The 16860-nt window shown below is 53.4% G+C and carries 21 protein-coding genes; 13 read left to right on the forward strand and 8 right to left on the reverse strand.

What is annotated here, in order from left to right; genetic code table 11:
• Nucleotides 1-524 precede the first annotated feature (524 nt).
• Nucleotides 525-1376, reverse strand: coding sequence for a LysR family transcriptional regulator (locus GS614_RS18130; protein WP_171206982.1), 852 nt, complete (start codon nt 1374-1376; stop codon nt 525-527).
• A 257-nt stretch (nt 1377-1633) separates the two neighbouring features.
• On the opposite strand from GS614_RS18130, the gene GS614_RS18135 reads away from it, so the two are divergent.
• Together GS614_RS18135 and GS614_RS18140 are read left to right on the forward strand one after the other, a co-directional pair.
• The gene (locus GS614_RS18135; protein WP_171169366.1) at nt 1634-1882 is read left to right on the forward strand and encodes a hypothetical protein; all 249 of its coding nucleotides are present in this window, start codon (nt 1634-1636) and stop codon (nt 1880-1882) included.
• 18 nt (nt 1883-1900) lie between these two features.
• Nucleotides 1901-2266: a hypothetical protein gene (locus GS614_RS18140; RefSeq protein WP_171117731.1), complete on the forward strand. Its 366-nt coding sequence runs from the start codon at nt 1901-1903 to the stop codon at nt 2264-2266.
• Nucleotides 2267-2313: 47 nt separating this feature from the next.
• Here the strand turns inward: GS614_RS18140 and GS614_RS18145 are convergent, their stop codons facing one another.
• From GS614_RS18145 to GS614_RS18160, 4 genes are read right to left on the reverse strand one after another with little or no spacing between them, the layout of a single operon-like run.
• Nucleotides 2314-3348, reverse strand: a complete 1035-nt coding sequence (locus GS614_RS18145; RefSeq protein WP_171726987.1) for a succinylglutamate desuccinylase/aspartoacylase family protein — start codon at nt 3346-3348, stop codon at nt 2314-2316.
• 5 nt (nt 3349-3353) lie between these two features.
• Nucleotides 3354-4259, reverse strand: coding sequence for a 30S ribosomal protein S6--L-glutamate ligase (gene rimK, locus GS614_RS18150; RefSeq protein WP_171726988.1), 906 nt, complete (start codon nt 4257-4259; stop codon nt 3354-3356).
• A 13-nt stretch (nt 4260-4272) separates the two neighbouring features.
• Nucleotides 4273-4755, reverse strand: coding sequence for a RimK/LysX family protein (locus GS614_RS22475; RefSeq protein WP_171117737.1), 483 nt, complete (start codon nt 4753-4755; stop codon nt 4273-4275).
• A gap of 5 nt (nt 4756-4760) precedes the next feature.
• Entirely contained in the window at nt 4761-5039 is a 279-nt protein-coding gene (locus GS614_RS18160) for a hypothetical protein (RefSeq protein WP_171117739.1), read from the reverse strand.
• Between the two features lie 96 nt (nt 5040-5135).
• On the opposite strand from GS614_RS18160, the gene mgtE reads away from it, so the two are divergent.
• The 3 genes from mgtE to GS614_RS18175 are packed head-to-tail and all read left to right on the forward strand — an operon-like array spanning nt 5136 to nt 7518.
• Nucleotides 5136-6500, forward strand: a complete 1365-nt coding sequence (gene mgtE / locus GS614_RS18165; RefSeq protein WP_171726989.1) for a magnesium transporter — start codon at nt 5136-5138, stop codon at nt 6498-6500.
• 58 nt (nt 6501-6558) lie between these two features.
• A complete protein-coding gene (locus GS614_RS18170; protein WP_171206975.1) occupies nt 6559-7008 on the forward strand; it encodes a CBS domain-containing protein in 450 nt (149 codons plus the stop codon).
• A 21-nt stretch (nt 7009-7029) separates the two neighbouring features.
• A complete protein-coding gene (locus GS614_RS18175) occupies nt 7030-7518 on the forward strand; it encodes an NUDIX hydrolase (RefSeq protein WP_171117744.1) in 489 nt (162 codons plus the stop codon).
• A 103-nt stretch (nt 7519-7621) separates the two neighbouring features.
• Here the strand turns inward: GS614_RS18175 and GS614_RS18180 are convergent, their stop codons facing one another.
• Together GS614_RS18180 and GS614_RS18185 are read right to left on the reverse strand one after the other, a co-directional pair.
• Nucleotides 7622-8401, reverse strand: coding sequence for a methyltransferase domain-containing protein (locus GS614_RS18180; RefSeq protein WP_171726990.1), 780 nt, complete (start codon nt 8399-8401; stop codon nt 7622-7624).
• A 221-nt stretch (nt 8402-8622) separates the two neighbouring features.
• Entirely contained in the window at nt 8623-9195 is a 573-nt protein-coding gene (locus GS614_RS18185) for a carboxymuconolactone decarboxylase family protein (RefSeq protein ID WP_171726991.1), read from the reverse strand.
• 230 nt (nt 9196-9425) lie between these two features.
• Between GS614_RS18185 and GS614_RS18190 the strand changes: the two genes are divergently transcribed.
• Nucleotides 9426-10109: an IS6 family transposase gene (locus GS614_RS18190; protein ID WP_171206972.1), complete on the forward strand. Its 684-nt coding sequence runs from the start codon at nt 9426-9428 to the stop codon at nt 10107-10109.
• A gap of 180 nt (nt 10110-10289) precedes the next feature.
• Here the strand turns inward: GS614_RS18190 and GS614_RS22480 are convergent, their stop codons facing one another.
• On the reverse strand, nt 10290-10958 hold the full coding sequence (locus GS614_RS22480) for a GntR family transcriptional regulator (RefSeq protein WP_171169384.1): 669 nt from the start codon (nt 10956-10958) through the stop codon (nt 10290-10292).
• A 322-nt stretch (nt 10959-11280) separates the two neighbouring features.
• On the opposite strand from GS614_RS22480, the gene GS614_RS18200 reads away from it, so the two are divergent.
• The 7 genes from GS614_RS18200 to GS614_RS18230 all read left to right on the forward strand — a co-directional run bounded on the left by GS614_RS18200 (nt 11281) and on the right by GS614_RS18230 (nt 16853).
• The gene (locus tag GS614_RS18200; RefSeq protein ID WP_171117754.1) at nt 11281-12255 is read left to right on the forward strand and encodes a TRAP transporter substrate-binding protein; all 975 of its coding nucleotides are present in this window, start codon (nt 11281-11283) and stop codon (nt 12253-12255) included.
• A 76-nt stretch (nt 12256-12331) separates the two neighbouring features.
• Nucleotides 12332-12865: a TRAP transporter small permease gene (locus GS614_RS18205; RefSeq protein ID WP_171331149.1), complete on the forward strand. Its 534-nt coding sequence runs from the start codon at nt 12332-12334 to the stop codon at nt 12863-12865.
• Between the two features lie 2 nt (nt 12866-12867).
• Complete coding sequence (locus GS614_RS18210; protein WP_058272447.1) at nt 12868-14154, forward strand: TRAP transporter large permease; 1287 nt, start codon at nt 12868-12870, stop codon at nt 14152-14154.
• Nucleotides 14155-14173: 19 nt separating this feature from the next.
• On the forward strand, nt 14174-14593 hold the full coding sequence (locus GS614_RS18215; protein WP_171117758.1) for a heme-binding protein: 420 nt from the start codon (nt 14174-14176) through the stop codon (nt 14591-14593).
• Nucleotides 14594-14618: 25 nt separating this feature from the next.
• The gene (locus tag GS614_RS18220) at nt 14619-15491 is read left to right on the forward strand and encodes an NAD(P)-dependent oxidoreductase (RefSeq protein WP_171726992.1); all 873 of its coding nucleotides are present in this window, start codon (nt 14619-14621) and stop codon (nt 15489-15491) included.
• Nucleotides 15492-15545: 54 nt separating this feature from the next.
• Nucleotides 15546-16289, forward strand: a complete 744-nt coding sequence (locus tag GS614_RS18225; protein ID WP_171726993.1) for an SDR family NAD(P)-dependent oxidoreductase — start codon at nt 15546-15548, stop codon at nt 16287-16289.
• Nucleotides 16290-16496: 207 nt separating this feature from the next.
• A complete protein-coding gene (locus GS614_RS18230) occupies nt 16497-16853 on the forward strand; it encodes a PfkB family carbohydrate kinase (protein ID WP_253285432.1) in 357 nt (118 codons plus the stop codon).
• Nucleotides 16854-16860 lie beyond the last annotated feature (7 nt).

Below are 16860 nucleotides of genomic sequence, written 5' to 3' on the forward strand. Positions count from 1 at the left end.
GCTGGCCGCAACACGGATTGCCTATTAAGAGTGTGCAGCTTTACTCCTATGCAATACCTTTCCGCACTAGGGTCTGGGCAATCAATCCAGACCACCCCGGCTTCGCCGCGCAGAAATGTGGCAAGGGTCATGCTGTTGCTGCGCATCTAAATGATTGGCTTTGTGGTAGGAAAGGCAAAGCGCAATGGCGACCTCGATACTCTCGCCGGTCTCATAGTCAAAACAGTGTTCCGGTCCGCAGAGTTCCAGAATCTCCCCGAGTTGGATCAGTTTCGATACCGTGGCGCCGCAGTGATCACAGAACCCGTTTGCAAGAGCAGCCTTGAGTTCCGGTAGTTCCACAGTTTTTTGAAAGTTGCACTTTCACTTACTCACATGCTTCCAAAACCCCACGTAACGCAATCAGCGATATCTCGGCGATGTCAGACTTCAAGGCTCGGCGATGAGATTAAGGGGGCTTGTGGTCTGGGTTCAGCCCTTCCTTTGAGCTGAGATTTTGGTTTCGGAATTAATCTAACTCGTATTCAACAAACGGAGGCCGCGAGGCTGCGAAGCTGTTTTGCGGCTTGGCCCGGCAACCCATCAACGTCGCTCCCATCAAACACCGCATAGGCTGCGTATGCGAAGCGCGGCGCAGCCTCTATCAATGCGAGCCAGCCTTCTTCAAGCTCTGGCATAATCACACGCTTGGGAAAGTATCCGGCTGCAGGAACTGACTTCAGATACTGAAGGCCCAGGGTTCCGATGCCAAGCTGAAGGCGCGGCGTGTCAAGCTCCGGAAAGTTCAACAAATGGTCTGCTCGGAACTCAGGGCCCCAATCAATAAAGACATAGTTGACGCTGTGAACGGTAGGAAGGGCCAACGGGCCGCTGGTGACAAGAACAAACTCATCTTCAAAGAGTTGTAATGCAGAGAGGCTCGACACGCTTCGCGGCCGATACATGATTGCAAGGTCCAGTTTTCCTTCTTCAATCTCGCGCGTCAGTGTTTCGGAAGAAGCGGCTGATGCTCTGATTGCAACATCGGGTAGCGATGTCATTAGGTCTGGCAAGGCATTTATGAGATATCCGTCCCAAAGGCTTGGCGCCGCGCCGATTTCCAACGCTGCTGCCATGGTGGCGGGAAGACCAGCGTCCAGCTTTGCCTGTGTCCAGGTGCGCACCAGAACCTGAGCGTGTTTCAGGAAATGCCGCCCTGCAATGGTCAGTGTTGCGCCTGACTTACCACGTTTGAACACCGGCTGACCAAGCTGTTGCTCAAGCGTTCGAATTCGCATGCTGACTGTTGATTGCGTGACATGAACTTTGTTCGCAGCATCGAAAAAGGTGCCCGTTTCAACAACCGCGAGGAAAGTTCGAGCAAGTTCAATATCCATAGCCAACCTATTTGAATATCCGATATTATCGGCGAGAAAAATTCGTTATTCAACAAGATACGTGTGTGCCATACTCTCTATGTAGCGCGAAAGTGCCCCCACCAGATCGGAACGCCAATCAACAATTCTCGTTTGTAGTGGAGATCCCGAGCTGAGGAACCGTTGCAATCTGAATCCTGTGAATTTGCCACCCACACCGGAGCGCTGCACCAACCCCACAATGGGCAAGAAGCCCATTTTCTCATGGAGAAAACAAAATGAGTCGAGTTTCTGTTGTTGCTCTTCTCTCTTCGCTGTTTGCTGTTCCGGCATTCGCTATGCCCGCTGATCTTGACATGGACGGTGATGGCCTGGCGTCTCTGGCAGAGCTTCAGACCAAGTATCCTGAAGTCTCGGATGATCTCTTCCTGGAGATCGATGCGAATGCAGATGGTTTCATCAATGACGACGAATTGGTTGCCGCCGTTGACGCAGAACTTCTCCCTGGTCCCACAGGTGATCAGTAAGCAAAGGTTGTCACGGCTATGAGGAAGCCAATCCCGCCCCACAAATGGCTGCTTGCCGCGATGGGTATTTGGTTGGTTTTGTCCCCCTTTGTCCTGTTTCGGGAGGAAACACTGTTGCAGGGCATGGCTGAACTTGAAGCAATCGCCTTCATGGCAACTGGCATTGTTGTTCTGGTCATGTCCGGCGCTGACGGCCGGAGCCACCTTCTCGCACGGGTGGCTCCGGTTTCAGCTCTGGGGTTCCTATTGATCGCGGCTCCAACGTCGCTGAGCTTCACCGGCCATATTGTGGCGACGGCCAATGCATGGCTAACGGGATCAGCGCTGATCGCGCTCGTCGTATGGGAGGTAATGGCGAGCCGCGGATTGCGTGCAATCTCGTAACCTGGCGCGGGGCGGGCAACTGCCCCGCGTTTTTACATTCAGACTATCTAAATGATCTCGTCTTCATCGAACATTGGATCGCCGTCGAGCTGATTGGCGATCATGTCGATCCGCATTTCAACATCCGCGCTCGTCGTTTTGGCGATATGAAACAAGGCGTCGCCCTCGTGCACAAATGGCAAATTAGTGCGTCCTACAATGATGCCGTCCGCTTCTCCAAGAACGTCCATTCTGATTTCCCCAAACGGGTCCGAAATCCGGCCGAGCAAGTCGCCGACCTCTACATATTCGCCCGCCGCCTTGAATGTTCTTAGCAATCCACCGGCCGGAGCGCGTACCCAGGAACTCATTCTTGCATGAACGGGCGCCTCACGCACAGACGCGATCCCGCGCTTGGCAACCATGCCCATCGCGTTCATTACCCGAAGAATACCGGCGAGCCCCGCCCGCGCCGAAAGCTCGTCAAATCGAAGCCCTTCGCCACCTTCAAACAGCAATACATCGACGCCGCGCTCTTGGGCTGCCTTTCGCAGCGACCCGTCGCGCAGCTTTGAAATCATGACGACCGGTGCACCGAACGCATCGGCGAATCTGATCGTTGCATCCGAGGCCGGAGAAACTCGTATTTGAGGCAGGTTGGTGCGATGAATAGCGGCAGAATGAAGATCGATACCGAGATCGGAACGCTCAACAATTTCGGTCATGAAGATATGTGCGAGGCGGCCCGCCAATGATCCGCCCTCGCTACCGGGAAAAGACCGGTTCAGGTCGCGCCTGTCCGGAAGGTATCTCGATTGGGTCATGAAGCCGAACGCGTTCACTATAGGCACAACCAGCAACGTGCCCGCGATCTTGTCGAGTTGAGGGGCCCGTAGCAATCGCCGTGCGATTTCGACGCCAATCACTTCATCGCCATGAACCGCCGCGCTGACAAACAGGACCGGCCCTGGGCGGCGGCCATGAACCACATGCACTGACATGCTGACCGGCGTATGATCGGACATCACGCTCACCGGCAGGTCCAGCGTAGTCCGCGTGCCTGCCGGGACGGTGAAACCGCCGATTTCAAATGGCTCGCGCATGGCTGTTATCCGCGCCCGCGTGTCTTGGTGTTTCCCTTGGTGGCGTTCTTTTCCAGGAACTCGACGATCTTGCCTGCAACATCAATGCCAGTTGCCTTTTCCACCCCTTCAAGTCCGGGTGAGGAATTCACCTCCATGACAACCGCCCCATGATTGGCGCGTAGCATATCTACGCCACAGACATTCAGCCCCATCGTCTTAGCTGCACGCACAGCGACAGAGCGTTCCTCGGGTGAGATCTTGATAGGCTGGGCGCTCCCGCCCCGGTGCAGGTTGGATCGGAACTCTCCTTCGGCCCCCTTCCGCTGCATCGCCGCGATAACGCGGCCACCAACCACAAGCGCACGAATATCTGTACCGCCCGCTTCCTTGATGAACTCCTGTACCATGATGTTAACTTTCGCGCCGCGAAATGCCTCGACCACGGATTTTGCCGAGCGGTTTGAGTCGGCAAGAACCACCCCGATGCCCTGCGTACCTTCCAGAAGCTTGACCACCAGAGGAGCGTCCCCCGCGAGTTTGAGAACTTCGTCGGTTTGCTTTGGATCATGAGCGAACGTGGTGACAGGCAGGCCAATGCCGTCCCGCGCCATGAGTTGCATGGAGCGCAGCTTGTCGCGCGATCTGCCAATCGCCACTGACTCGTTGAGTGGAAAGACCCCCATGATCTCGAACTGTCGCAGCACGGCCAATCCATAGAATGTGACCGATGCTCCGATCCGGGGGATCACCGCGTCGTAGTGTCCGAGGTTTTTGCCGTCACAGTAAACCTCCGGTCGACGCGACGCTATGTTCATGTAGCAGCGCAGCGTGTTCACGACATCAAGTTCATGCCCCCGCTGTTCGGCGGCTTCCTTGAGGCGCTTGTGCGAGTAAAGATCAGGGTTCCGGGCCAGCATCACAATTTTCATTCTCGGCTTCCCTCTATGTCTTTGATGTTAGCTTTTTTCTTGGTATTGCTAGGTGTTTTGGTGCTTTCAGTAGATATGAATGACCCGGATCGACAAGGATACCGCGCCTGCGAATGGCTGTGCGGCCGAGAATCAAGTCAAATTCCATCTTCGCGCGGTTGGCCAGAGAGACGTCGATCTGCCATCGATGCCGTCCGAGCAAAAGCTGCGTTCTCACGATCAATCGACGTTCGGGGACACCACCTGTGTTCTTGATTTCGCGCTCGTCGACAACCCTGGTTCGAACCCGGTTTGGTGAACGGCGGTTTTGGACTGGTATCATGAACTCGACCCATCGCTCGCCGTCAATTTCAAACACTGTCTGGTCCACAGCATGGAGTGCTGCGGTTCTTGCACCGGTGTCTATCTTGGCCGGGATATTCTCTATTCCGAATTCGGGCAGGCTTATGCGTTCACGCCAACCTATGATTTCCGGGTTTGAGACACGCTTCACCATAGCATTTACTCTAAGCAATCATCGTTGGCACGTCTGTAGTTCACAAACGAATTGGCGCTCATCACGACATAGAACGTATCCATGTCGATTAACACGTACCCAAGTTCAAAAAGTGCAACCGACAGTGCACGGATGTCTGTTTCGTATAAACGTCTACGCCCTGCGATCCGACGGACGAGCTTGTCCGGGATTCGATAGCGTCCATTTGGCTTACCGCCAAAGTCCTGATCGTAAAGTTCGGCCAGGCGTACGGCGGTCATAGATGTCCAGTCACTTTCAAGCATGACTTTTACCTATATTGACAAAAATAATTTGTCTATAGACAAAAATATTCTGATATAGGGCTTTCACTGAACAGAATCTCCACCAATGAAACGAAGATGAGAGACATCGATACTATCCCGAAGGAACTGGAAGCGCAGTTGCAGCAAGCCCTGGCAGAGCGTGACGGGGCTGAGCTCGCAAAACTGCTTGATCCGCTTCCGTTGAGTGATGCCCTGCGTGAACTGCTCAATCTGCCAGTAGAGCAGCGGAGTGCCGCACTATCTTTGCTGTCACCGGAACTGGCTGCCGAACTTGTCGAAGAGGCTCCGAACGCGATGGCGGTCGACCTTGTCGAGCGCATGGAGTCTGAGCAGGCCGCAGAGGTCATCGAAGAGCTGGATTCCGATGTTCAGGCTGATGTCATAGGAGAGCTTGAAGACGCAGATGCGGAAGCGATCCTTACCCGGATGGATCCTGGGGACGCCGCAAATGTACGTCGGCTGGTGGAATATGAGGATGATGTTGCAGGAGGCCTCATGGTTGCCGAAGCCTTCACGTTTTCCGAAACCGATACAGTGGGAAGAGTGCTCAGGCGCTTCGCCAATGAAGAGTATGACCTTGAACGCTATCGGGGTCAGCATCCCTATGTGCTGGATTCAAATGGTGCCCCAATTGGAGTGGTCTCATTACGCAGTCTCGTGTCCACTCGTCGAAGCGCGCGTTTGACCGATATCATGGCGCCTCCAATTGCCGTCCCGGCCAACATGCCGCTGGAGAAATTAGAAGACTTGTTCGATGAACACCCGTTTCTTGGATTACCGGTCGTGGAGGCGGACGGGCATCTGGTGGGCGTCGTCTCGCGGTCTGCCGTCGATGAAGCCCTTCTGGAACGTGCGGAATCGGCCAGCCTGAAACGCCAGGGCGTCTTCGGTGATGAACTTCGCTCGATGCCGCTGCCACTTAGGGCGCGGCGGCGGCTTCAATGGCTTTCGGCCAATATCGTCCTCAACGTCATAGCAGCCAGCGTCATAGCCGCCTATGAAGAAACGCTTGCCGCGGTAATCGCGCTTGCAGTGTTCCTGCCGATGGTGTCCGACATGAGCGGCTGCTCGGGCAATCAGGCCGTCGCCGTCAGCATGCGCGAGTTGTCCCTCGGCCTTGTCCGGCCCATCGACGCCATGCGTGTCTGGTTCAAAGAAGTGTCGGTCGGGGTGATCAATGGGTTCGTTCTGGGGCTTCTGATCGGCGTCGTTGCCTGGATGTGGAAAGGCAATCCGTTTCTGGGGCTGGTGATTGGTGGAGCACTTGGGCTCAACACCGTCGTCGCCGTGTCCATTGGCGGTGTTCTACCATTGCTGTTGAAGCGCATCGGTCAGGACCCCGCCGTCGCCAGCGGCCCTTTATTGACGACTATAACCGACATGGCGGGGTTCTTCCTCGTATTGAGCCTTGCAACCGCAATGATGCCACTTCTGGTTTGACGCTTTCCCGCACCCGAACCATCAGTTCGGCCGGGTGCCTTCTCATGAGGAATAAAGAATGACGATCTCAAGCATTGTCGACACACCGAATCTGAAAAGACGCCCGTTCTGCGACGCAGACACAACCGTGTTCGAAGCGGCGGTGACCATTGCGCTATTGGAGGTGAATGCGCTTGCGGTCCTTGAGGATGGGAAGTTGGTCGGGATCATCACGGATCACGACGTGCTGTTGTGTCTCGCGGACTCAGGTTCGGCCTTCTACGAACAAACAGTGGATGACTGGATGACAGAGAAACCAATTACATGTGCAACTGGCTCGAAGCTTTCAACCGCTCTCAATCTGATGGCGAAACACGACATTCGAAACTTAGTCGTCACCCAACGCGGCGAGCCTTATTCCGTCGTTAGCAGCAAAGAGATACTGGCAAGGATTCATGAGGAAGACGAATTGGAACTGAAAGTATTGCGCGACAGAGAACGCAATAAACCCGGTCGATTTGTTGTTTGAGACGTAATGGCAACTGCATAAATGAGCAAAACCAGAAGGGCCGCCGATACGACAGGTAAGCTGTATGCGCAGGCTGCAGCGCTGCCTTTGAGACTGTCAAACGCTTCTAAGGTAGAGGTGTTGATGGTGACGTCCCGAGATACAGGACGTTGGGTTCCACCAAAGGGATGGACGAACAAGAGAAAAAGTCCTTGGTCATCCGCGAAGATCGAAGCCTGGGAGGAAGCAGGCGCAATAGGCGCTATTTCCAAAACACCGGTCGGGACATACGACTACAACAAAATCCTCAATGACGGCACCGCAATAACTTGCCGCGTGACACTCTACCCGATGGTTGTGCAGAAACTCAGCAAGAAGTGGAAGGAAAAACACGAGCGAACAAGGTGCTGGTTCTCACCCGAGCAAGCGGCAAAGAGTGTGTGTGAACCGGAGTTGGGAGCAATGATTTCGAGCATTGATGCTCGGCCAGACTGGTTGCGAAAAATGTTGAAGAAATACCCCAGTGTCTAATGTGCACATATCTGCTCGCCCCGGAACTGTTACACCGTGTTGGACCAATCTGGAAAAGACTGACAATGGTATCATCGAAATGCCGGGCAATGGGGCCGGACGGTCAACCCTTTTTGTGCACCACGACGATAAATTGGGTCATCGAAAAGAAGAAGCGTCCGACTTTTGCAAGGCTATGCTGTTCGTCAAACCACGATTGCGCAACAGCGGGTTCAACATGGTCATTTGCGACAGCGTATTGCTTCATGAGGTGCATCATCATGATTGCGAGGCCATCAGGCTTTAGCTGGTAATCTGTCATTGTGAACGGCAAGACATCTTCCACAAAGTTGCCGCGAGCCTTTATCAGTGCGGGCAGTCTTTCCGGGAGGGAACCACTCACAAAGTGTTGGTTCCAAGAAGTTAGCATTTTTTGCATTCTGTCAGGCTCGCCGCTGAACCAGATTAAGCTACCAAAGTGGAGATCACTGATGACAAGGCGCCCGCCGGGTTTGACGCACCGCAGCGTGTCATCCAGTGCACCGTCTATATCGTCGATGTACTCAAAGACCTGTACCGAGACGGCCTTGTCAGCACTCTCATCCTCAATGGGCAAGCTATTTGCAGCACCAGCACGAAACTCCACGTTTGCGTAGTCGCTGCATCGTTCTCTCGCGGCTGCTGTCATATCCTCGCTTGGGTCGATTCCGATGACATAGCCATCCGAGCCGACTGCGCGGGCCAACTCCGCTGTTAACATCCCGTTGCCACAACCGACATCCAAAATAGTCTCACCAGGAGCCGGGCGCAGCGCATCAAATGAAGCCTGTCTTCGCCGTGTCAATTCGGCTCCCTGATAGGCGATTTCAAGTAATCTCGTTGTTTCAGCGTCAAATTTAAGCAACTCGCTCCCCTTACAAAGACCACAAGTCTCCAAACCTTATCAGAAAATGGGTTATCTACGAAAAGCAGACGGATCATTGAGGCTTGAACATGGATCTACCAAAATAACTGAAGGTGCCGACTGGTATCGACGAATGATTTAACCCCCGAGAGCGAAGGACGCATCTGCCGTTTTTTCGGACCAGCTTTTTGTCGTCGTTTGAAAGTTCGAACAACATCAATTCAAGGGATGTCGAGGCCGTTCTCGCGTCCAAAATCGGTATAGAAGCTGTCACTGCGGCATCGGCTTAAAGTGGCCTCGTCCGCATCTCTTGGATCGGTGCCAGGGCTTTGAACACCTGTTCCTTCTATGAAGCGGTTCACGAGATTAAAGACACCGCACACTTGGATAGCATCAAACAACGCACTCTCCGACCAGCCTGCGGCGTAGACCGCTTTTGCATCGGCTTCCGTCATTCGTGATGGCGAGACGGTGAGCTTTTCAATGTATGCTAGTAACGGTTTAAGATGATCCTCGATGGGCGCCGTATCGCGGTCTTCCATCAGTGCCTCGATTGTCTCGACTTCAACGCCATAGGCTTTGGCGAAAACGATGTGTGCGCCATGGCAATAGGCACAAGCATTCAAGCCCGAGACATAGGCTGCAATCAATTCACGTTGGGCGACCGATAGGTCGCTCTCTCCCCTCATCACCAAGCTTTCGTACGCACAAAGCGGGGAAAGTTTGTCTGGAAAGGCTTGATAGACACTTCCGAGTGTCGCGTCCTCCGGCAGAGATGGAAAAAGACGTTTCATTCAGTTTTCTTTCAATCTTGCTATGGATAGGTTTGCCTCAAAGTGAGGAAGCAACGATGTGTACGCTACCTTAAAGCAATTCCGGGTTCCGCACAGAGATTCTGCTGGAATACTGCCAACGGCAGGTTTGCCTGACGACACCCCAGGGGCTCTGTCGCAAACTTTGAGCGAACCTGTTAGGCCGACGGAAGTTTTGGTAGACGCGTGCTCAAAACAGACAGGGGCAGGTCGTGACAATCTCATTCAAAGGCGCTCACTTCCCAAGGGACGTGATACTACACGCAGTGTTCTTCTATCTTCGTTATTCTGTATCCTACCGGGATCTGGAAGAAATTCTGGCTGAGCGAAGCACTTCGGTTGATCACGCGACACTGAACCGTTGGATCGTTAAATACGCCCCTCTGGTCGCCGACCGGGCGCGTCGTAAGAAGCAATGCTGCGATCGATCCTGGCGAATGGACGAAACATGCGTGCGCGTCAAAGGTGAATGGGTCTACTTGTACCGCGCTGTCGACAAACACGGTAAGACCCTTGATTTCATGCTGTCAAAACGGCGGAACAAAGCTGCAGCGACTAAATTTTTCGCTCGTGCGCTCGAAGTAAACCGATTGCCCAGCAAGACTGTTATCGACAAAAGCGGCGCCAACACGGCCGGTATCAAAGCCGTCAACAAGATGTTGAAGGGCTTTGGTTGCCCGATCCCGATCCAGATGGTGAGACGGAAATTCCTAAACAACATAATTGAACAAGACCACCGATTTATTAAACGCCGGATCCGACCAATGCTCGGCTTCAAATCTTTTGAATCTGCTTCCGCTACGCTTGATGGGATTGAAGTTTCGCAGATGATCCGAAAGGGTCAGTTCGGACTCGGATTCTGTCCGTTCAAGCAGTTTGCGGAACTAGCCATCTAAAGACAGCAAATTTTAAGCGGCACTCAGACTTCAGAAAAAAGTGCGACAAAGCCCCTTCAGGCTTCTATCATTATTAGAAACTAGATATTTTGAGCCAAGCGAGAAGTCGATCGGTGAAGATGACAAATCAGAGATTCTCACCGCAAACTTGTTGCTCCCGTAGCTGCGACACACCCTAGGTTACTCAAAGTAGCCTGGGTGCGTCTTGTGAATGAACTCGATGGTTTCGTCGAGGCGGGACAGGTGTTTTCTAACAGCGGCTTGTGCTTGGTCATGGTCTCCTGCCGCCATGGCCTGTGCAATCTCTCGGTGATCGGCGAGGATGGCGTCTGCGGCACTGCCCTTTTCAAGACTGAGCATACAAAGCCGGTCAACCTTTTGCTTGGATTCTAGCATTACTTCAAATGCCATCGGATTGCCGCTGAGCACGTAGATCAGTTTGTGAAAATCATAGTCCAGAGAGTGAAACGCCGATAGATCACCATCACTGATTGCCTGCTCTTGTAAGGCGAGATTCTCTGCAAGTTTTGCTTCACGTGTTGCGTCCCAAACTTCCATTGCCCGATGGACGATCTCTAGCTCCACCGCCATTCTAACCAACCGCGCGAGAGCCACACGCTCCATAGAAAATCCTCGAACTACGGTCGCCTTTTGTGGTCGTATTAAGAGCAGATCTTCGTTGCCGAGCCTTGTGAATGCGTTGCGAACAGGTTGGCGTGATACGCCGAATCGGCTGGCTACCTCTGTTTCGGATAGCTTTGTACCGGGAAGAATTTTTAGCGAAACGATCTCGTCGTGTAGCGCTTCATAGACCGCATCGGTTGTGGTTCGTCTGACAATTTCTTCCACGGTATGTTGCTTGCGCCCTCTGTCTTAGTCACGTTTCAAATTACAGATTCACTGTTATAACATTGAAATAAAAAGAATATTCTATTTCACTTTGCTTGAGTGAACCAATATATGCCCGTCACCTATCAAATGCCCTGCGCTTTCGACTGTCAAGCAATCTGACATACTAGATGCCTACTGTTGACATAACTTGGATACTAGTGTCCCTTTAAGGGCAGCAGCGATTCTGGTTCTTGGGGGAAATCGAAAGCTACGTGGCTTACGATCTCTGAAATTCCATGAAAGCCAAATCCTGTCCAAAATTAACCGGGGAGGAGAACCCATGACTTTCACGAAATCGTTCTTTGCAACTGCGACCGCTGTGGCATTCATTGCAACGTCAGCTTCAGCCGAAAACTGGCGGGCCTGGAATATCCACAACGACGGCCATCCCAACACGGCTGCAATGGACAAGTTCGCCGAACTGGTTAACGCTGCTACAGAAGGCGAAGTTACCGTCGATGTGTTCCACGGAGGTGTTCTTGGCTCCCAACCGGATGCCCTAGAACAAGTTCGTATCGGGGCAATCGAGGTTGGTAACTTCAACCTCGGTCCCATTGGCCCAATGGTGAAAGAAGCTAACCTTGTATCGCTTCCTTTCATCTTCAAAGATGTGCCGCACATGTTCCGCGTGCTGGACGGCGACGCCGGTGAGGTTGTCTCATCTGCGATGGGTGAAGCAGGCATTCTGCCACTGGCATGGTTTGATGCCGGTGCGCGTTCTTTCTACAGTCAAAAGCCGATCAACACGCCCGCAGATGTCGAAGGTCTGAAAATCCGCGTGATGAACAACGATCTTTATACATCTATGATTTCAGCTATGGGCGGTAACCCGTCGCCAATGGCCTTCTCCGAAGTTCAGCAAGCGCTGAAAACCGGCGTTGTTGATGGTGCGGAGAACAACTTCCCGTCGTTCAAGAATGTCGGTCACTATGAAGTGACCACAAATTATTCTTTGTCCGAGCACCTGATTATCCCCGAGTGCATCTGCGTGAACACGGCCAAATTCAATGCCCTGTCTCCTGCATTGCAAACCGCTGTGCGCGGTGCAGCAGAAGAAGCCGCATTGGTCCAGCGTGAGCTTTGGGCAATTGGCTCTGAACAAGCGCGCAAAGATGTTGAAGCGGCCGGCATCACCGTCAATGAAATCGCCGACAAAGGCCCATTCCAGTCTGCAATGGAATCGGTTTATGCTGACTACTTGGCTGCAAATCCTGACATGAAAGCGTTGGTAGAAATGGCGCAAGCCACTGAATAAGTTGTCTTAACAGTTCAACTTTGAGCGCCCGGCTCCGCCAATTGGATGCCGGGCGGTTTGTCTCAGAGGAAATCCAATGCAAGAGCCCGATACCCCCCCTGCCGCCATGCGCAACATGGACAGGATTCTTGATCTGCTCGCACGAGTTTGCATGTTGCTGTCCGGCGTCGCCATTGTTGTTATGACAGCGATCTTTGCCTGGCTGGTATTTGGCCGCTACGTTCTGAACAACACGCCCACGTGGGTCGAGCAGGTTTCACTGCTGTTGGTCATGGTCATCGCGTTCCTCGGTGCGGCTGCGGGCGTGCACAATCACACGCACCTCTCTGTTGTCGTGTTCCGCAATATAGTTCCGCCCTCTGTGCGAACGGTTTTCGTCGTGGTCTCTGATGTCCTGATGGCAGGTTTCGGTGGCATGATGTTTTGGTACGGAATCGAGTTGACCAAATTCAAATGGAACACGCTGATCCCGCTCATCCAATGGTCAGAGGGCTTGCGTTCCTTGCCACTGACAATCAGCGGCGCGTTGGTGTTCCTTTTTTCCACTGGCCATCTGATCCGCCTGTTTCTGGGCCGAGACGAACGCCAAGACAACATAGATCAGGGATAGTCATGGGACTCATGATTCTGTTGGGGGTTTTTGCCCTATGTGTCATCATAGGCGCGCCAGTGGCATACGCCCTTGGTATTGCTGCATTGGCTTCCTTTTGGTTTGAAGGATTGCCGCTGTTTGTTGGATTCCAGCGTATCGTGTCGGGGATCAACGTCTTTTCCCTAATGGCGATCCCGTTCTTCATCTTTGCGGGCGAGCTTATGTTTCACGGTGGTATCGCGATCCGGTTGGTTCGGTTTGCGCAGGCCGCCGTAGGCGCTGTGCGCGGTGGACTTGGCATCGTCAATGTCTTCTCGTCCATGTTGTTTGGTGGCATTTCCGGATCGGCAATTGCCGATATCTCGGCGCTTGGGTCGATCCTGATCCCGGTGATGAAAGACAAAGGTTATGATGCCGACTATGCGGTGAACGTCACAGTGACGTCATCAATTGCCGGGATCATCATTCCGCCCAGCCACAACATGATCATCTTTGCCCTTGCAACGGGCGGTGCGGTTTCTATCTCAAAACTGTTTCTGGCTGGCGTTGTGCCCGGCGTCCTTATGTGTTGCTGCCTTGCAATTGCAGCATACGTCGTAGCGGTCAAGCGCGGCTATCAGGCCGAGCAGTTTCCAGGTTGGACCGCACTTGCCATTGCTTTTGTGGGTTCGATTCCGGGTCTATTGACGGCCGTGATCATTGTCGGAGGGGTCTTGTCAGGCGTCTTTACGGTGACTGAATCCGGCGCGTTCGGGGCAATGTATGCCTTTGTGGTGACGCTTGTAGTCTATCGCAGCCTGTCCTGGGAAAACTTCAAAACCGCCGTTATCTCTTCGGTGCGCACAACGTCTATGGTGATGATCCTAATCGCCTGCGCCGGTGCCTTTGCCTATATGCTGACGTTCAACCGGGTGCCGACAAAAACAGTCGAATTCCTGTTGGGTATCACAGAAAACCCGATCCTGATCTTGTTGATGATCAACGCTGTGCTGTTGCTCTTGGGGATGATCATGGACATGGCCGCGTTGATCCTGATCTGCACGCCGATTTTCCTGCCGGTGATGAACATGCTGGGTATCGACCCGCTGCAGTTCGGTATGATCCTTTTGGTGAACCTCGGTCTTGGTCTTTGCACGCCACCTGTCGGGACCTGTCTCTTTGTGGGGTGTGCTGTAGGAAAACTACCGATGGAGAAAGCGGTCAAAACTATTTGGCCTTTCTACCTCGCCATCTTTGCCGCGCTCATGCTGATCACTTTTGTACCGGCAATATCGCTGACGCTGCCGAACCTGATCATTGGCCCCTAAATCAAAGGAGAATGTGGTGATGCTGACAATAAGACGCCTGGACATCGATGACGCGGGCAAGTTGATCGCAGGAGCGCGAGCCAAAGCGCAGGAAATCGGCGTGCCAATGTGTATTGCCGTCACCGACGAAAGCGGCAACCTCATCGCGTTTGAGCGGATGGACGGCGGCAAGATCACCAGCATCAACCTAGCCATCGACAAGAGCTTCACCGCGGCCGGCATCCAAAAAGGTACGGACGCTCTTGGTGAAGCTAATCAGCCGGGTATGGCCGCACATGGAATATCTTCATCGTTGGGGGGGCGCATGGTGACCGTTGCAGGTGGCCTCCCTGTGACGGTTGACGGACATGTTGTCGGCGGGATCGGAGTGAGCTCGGGCTCACCAGCGCAAGATCTCGAAGTCGCGCATGCAGCGGTCACAGCGCTCTGCGAAGTCTAATTAGAAAGAGTTTAAGGAGTCAGATATGACAAAACCCGTCATCGGTTTCATCGGCCTCGGTCTCATGGGCGGCAACATGGCAGAATGCCTGCAAAACAACGGTTTCGATTTGGTTGTCATGGGCCGCAACAGGGAAGCGGTGGCCGCCACAGTCAACCGCGGCGCTGTGGAGGTTGCGACCCCACGAGAGCTTGCTGAAAACAGCGATATCGTGATGCTTTGTGTAACAACATCGGATGTCGTCGAAAGCCTGATCTACGGAGATGACGGCATCCTGGCAGGCATCAAAGATAGTGCTGTAGTCATTGATTTTGGCACCTCGATCCCAGCGTCCACACGCAAAATCGGCGCAGACTTGGCCGCAAAAGGTGCTGGTATGATTGATGCGCCGCTGGGACGCACACCCTCGCACGCCAAGGATGGTTTGCTGAACATCATGGCAGCGGGCGATATAGCCACCTTTGAGAAGGTGAAACCTGTCCTGGATGTACTGGGGGAAAATGTCTTTCACCTCGGCGAACTGGGTGCGGGCCATGTGACCAAGCTCATCAACAATTATATGGGCATGACGACAGCTTGCACCATGAGCCAAGCCTTTGCTGTGGCTGAACGCTCAGGGGTAAACAAACAGCAGCTTTTTGACATCATGTCAGCTGGACCGTCCAATTCCCCCTTTATGCAGTTTTGTAAGAACTACGCGGTAGATGGTGTCAGCGATTTGGGGTTTTCGATTAACAACGCCAACAAGGATCTTGGTTACTTCCTGAAACTGGCCGAGGACGTGGGCACTCGTGCCGAGATCGCTGAAGGAACCGCGAACAACCTTCAGGCAGCCGCGGACGCAGGCATGGGCGACGGCAACGTGCCGGAAATCTTCGACTATTTTGCCAAGCTTTAGCGTCAGATCCATCAGTCACGCATAGCAGCACCAATTGAACGGGAAAGAGCAACCATGAGACTTCAGGGAAAGACCGCAATTGTCACGGGTGGTGGCCGCGATATCGGGCGCGCCTGCGCTGTCAAACTCGCCTCCGAAGGGGTGAATGTCGCGGTGAACTACTTCGCCAGTAGTGCCGGCGCCGAGGAAACCGTAGCCGAGATCAAAAAGATCGGTGGACAGGCGTTTGCAATGCAAGGTGACCTGAACAAACCCGAAGAGGTCGATGCGTTGATCGCCAAGACGGTCGATACCTATGGCAGCCTGGACATTCTGGTGAACAATGCCGGAGGTTTGATTGCGCGCAAGAAAATCACCGAGATGTCGCTTGAGCATTGGCAGGCTGTCATGGATCTCAACCTGACCAGCACGTTTCTTATGGTCAAAGCGGCACTGCTGCATATGAAATCCGGGGCCATTGTAAACATCGCCAGTCAGGCGGGTCGCGACGGCGGCGGCCCGGGTGCGTCGGCTTACGCAACATCAAAGGGTGCTGTGATGACATTTACCCGCAGTCTCGCAAAAGAACTGGGCCCTGACATTCGTGTTAATGCAATCTGCCCAGGTATGATCGACACGGATTTCCATAACATCCACACTCCCGACGCAGGTCGTCGGGGGTTAGAAGCTGCTGCGCCACTCAAGCGGCAAGGCCAGTCTCAGGATGTTGCGAACCTCGTGGCGTTTCTGGCAAGCGAGGACTCGGCTTATCTGACCGGGACCAATGTCGATATCAATGGTGGGATGCTGTTCTCGTGACCACTGCAAAACAGGTTACCTAATTGTCGAACGCTACCGTTTGTTAAACTTCGAAGTAATGGAAACCGGAGTATGCGAATTCTAGCGATAGGTGAATGCATGGCCGAAATGGCCCCAACTGACGCGCCAAGCACGTATCAAATGGGGTTCGCCGGAGACACGTTCAATACAGCTTGGTATCTGGCCTAACTCACACCCGAAACGCCCTTGTCCTATTTTACCGCCGTCGGAGATGATGCCATCTCGTCCCGGATGCTGGGTGCGATGCGCGAAAGCGGAGTCAACACCCAGCAGGTGCGGATCGTGCCAAACCGTTCAGTGGAGTTGTATCTTATCACGCTAAATAACGGGGAACGTAGTTTTACCTATTGGCGCGGCCAGTCGGCCGCACGCCTATTGGCCCAAGACAAGCAAGCACTTGCCCATGCCATGACGCAATCAGATCTCATCTATTTCTCGGGCGTCACTCTGGCAATCTTGAACCCTGAGCCGCCCTTTCTTCGGTTGTTTCACTGGCACGTTCAGCCCGAAGCAGACCTTCAAATCCGAACTTTGCAATTGTAGCTTTGGC

Source organism: Ruegeria sp. HKCCD6604 (assembly GCF_013110635.1).
GTDB lineage: Bacteria > Pseudomonadota > Alphaproteobacteria > Rhodobacterales > Rhodobacteraceae > Ruegeria.

Excerpts from the sequence above, each read along its gene's own strand:
- GS614_RS18130 (WP_171206982.1), bottom strand. The coding sequence starts at position 1,376 with ATGGATATTGAACTTGCTCGAACTTTCCTCGCGGTTGTTGAAACGGGC.
- GS614_RS18135 (WP_171169366.1), top strand. The coding sequence starts at position 1,634 with ATGAGTCGAGTTTCTGTTGTTGCTCTTCTCTCTTCGCTGTTTGCTGTT.
- GS614_RS18140 (WP_171117731.1), top strand. The coding sequence starts at position 1,901 with ATGAGGAAGCCAATCCCGCCCCACAAATGGCTGCTTGCCGCGATGGGT.
- GS614_RS18145 (WP_171726987.1), bottom strand. The coding sequence starts at position 3,348 with ATGCGCGAGCCATTTGAAATCGGCGGTTTCACCGTCCCGGCAGGCACG.
- rimK (WP_171726988.1), bottom strand. The coding sequence starts at position 4,259 with ATGAAAATTGTGATGCTGGCCCGGAACCCTGATCTTTACTCGCACAAG.
- GS614_RS22475 (WP_171117737.1), bottom strand. The coding sequence starts at position 4,755 with ATGGTGAAGCGTGTCTCAAACCCGGAAATCATAGGTTGGCGTGAACGC.
- GS614_RS18160 (WP_171117739.1), bottom strand. The coding sequence starts at position 5,039 with ATGCTTGAAAGTGACTGGACATCTATGACCGCCGTACGCCTGGCCGAA.
- mgtE (WP_171726989.1), top strand. The coding sequence starts at position 5,136 with ATGAGAGACATCGATACTATCCCGAAGGAACTGGAAGCGCAGTTGCAG.
- GS614_RS18170 (WP_171206975.1), top strand. The coding sequence starts at position 6,559 with ATGACGATCTCAAGCATTGTCGACACACCGAATCTGAAAAGACGCCCG.
- GS614_RS18175 (WP_171117744.1), top strand. The coding sequence starts at position 7,030 with ATGAGCAAAACCAGAAGGGCCGCCGATACGACAGGTAAGCTGTATGCG.
- GS614_RS18185 (WP_171726991.1), bottom strand. The coding sequence starts at position 9,195 with ATGAAACGTCTTTTTCCATCTCTGCCGGAGGACGCGACACTCGGAAGT.
- GS614_RS18200 (WP_171117754.1), top strand. The coding sequence starts at position 11,281 with ATGACTTTCACGAAATCGTTCTTTGCAACTGCGACCGCTGTGGCATTC.
- GS614_RS18205 (WP_171331149.1), top strand. The coding sequence starts at position 12,332 with ATGCAAGAGCCCGATACCCCCCCTGCCGCCATGCGCAACATGGACAGG.
- GS614_RS18210 (WP_058272447.1), top strand. The coding sequence starts at position 12,868 with ATGGGACTCATGATTCTGTTGGGGGTTTTTGCCCTATGTGTCATCATA.
- GS614_RS18215 (WP_171117758.1), top strand. The coding sequence starts at position 14,174 with ATGCTGACAATAAGACGCCTGGACATCGATGACGCGGGCAAGTTGATC.
- GS614_RS18220 (WP_171726992.1), top strand. The coding sequence starts at position 14,619 with ATGACAAAACCCGTCATCGGTTTCATCGGCCTCGGTCTCATGGGCGGC.
- GS614_RS18225 (WP_171726993.1), top strand. The coding sequence starts at position 15,546 with ATGAGACTTCAGGGAAAGACCGCAATTGTCACGGGTGGTGGCCGCGAT.